Annotated in this window: 2 protein-coding genes; both read right to left on the bottom strand. The window is 62.7% G+C overall.

Features of this window, described 5'->3' with window-relative positions:
- Positions 1-70: 70 nt before the first annotated feature.
- Positions 71-376 carry a hypothetical protein gene (locus OO70_RS50475; RefSeq protein WP_030529752.1) on the bottom strand — a complete coding sequence of 102 codons (306 nt, stop codon included), beginning with the start codon at positions 374-376 and terminating at the stop codon, positions 71-73.
- The gene (locus OO70_RS50470) at positions 373-633 is read right to left on the bottom strand and encodes a hypothetical protein (protein ID WP_030529751.1); all 261 of its coding nucleotides are present in this window, start codon (positions 631-633) and stop codon (positions 373-375) included. Before OO70_RS50470 ends, OO70_RS50475 begins: the two co-directional genes overlap by 4 nt.
- Positions 634-727 lie beyond the last annotated feature (94 nt).

Here is a 727-nt window from a genome sequence, read left to right as displayed (position 1 = left end):
CAATAGGCTGCCGCGTGTTCCTTCGTCAGGCCGCGAGGGGCGATCTGGTCGGCGGGTAATATCACAGACCTTACAGTCTGTCCACAGGGATCGACGCCACGAACGACTTGGCCCGGCCGTAGAAGTATGCCCGTTGCTTGCACCGTTCGATATGCGAGTCCCGAGAGGGCGACGGCGGTTCGTTCAGCATATTGTCGACCGCCCTGCCTGCGATGTCCTCGGCGCTCGCCAGCGCGTCGTAGGCGTCGTCGAGAGCCTTCCGGCGCACCGCCACCAGGCGCAGGCGGCGCTTGGCGTGAAGGTCCCAGGCCACGATGCAGAGCAGGGCGGCCACGCTACCGTAGGTCAGGATGAGAGCCTGATCGTAGAAGTTCATGCCGCCAGCCTTTCCTGCTCGACCGTACCGGCCCCGCTGCGCGGATTGTTGTCGGGGGTGGGGTAGGCCTTCGCCAGGACGTTGACGCCTCGCACCCATGCGGCGTTGAGCTGCTTCATGGTCTCGGTGCTCGGGCACTTCACCAGCTCGACGATCAGGCCGCCGATCTCGTCGGCGATGTCCTTCAACATCTTGCGGATCAGGATGTCGGGACAGGCCTTCGAGGCTTCCCGCAGTTCGAAGAGAAACGACTTCATTGACCAAACCCAATAAGGTTAGCGACGACGATGAGAATCTTGACCGCGATCATCAGGCCGCATCCGAGGGAGACACCGCCTACGATGCCAATGG

The organism is Streptomyces xylophagus (assembly GCF_000716435.1).
Classification (GTDB): domain Bacteria; phylum Actinomycetota; class Actinomycetes; order Streptomycetales; family Streptomycetaceae; genus Streptomyces; species Streptomyces xylophagus.
This window is presented reverse-complemented; position numbering and strand designations above follow the sequence as displayed.

Bases quoted from the DNA above. Each gene is read 5' to 3' on its own strand.
- OO70_RS50475 (WP_030529752.1), bottom strand. From the start codon at position 376: ATGAACTTCTACGATCAGGCTCTCATCCTGACCTACGGTAGCGTGGCC.
- OO70_RS50470 (WP_030529751.1), bottom strand. From the start codon at position 633: ATGAAGTCGTTTCTCTTCGAACTGCGGGAAGCCTCGAAGGCCTGTCCC.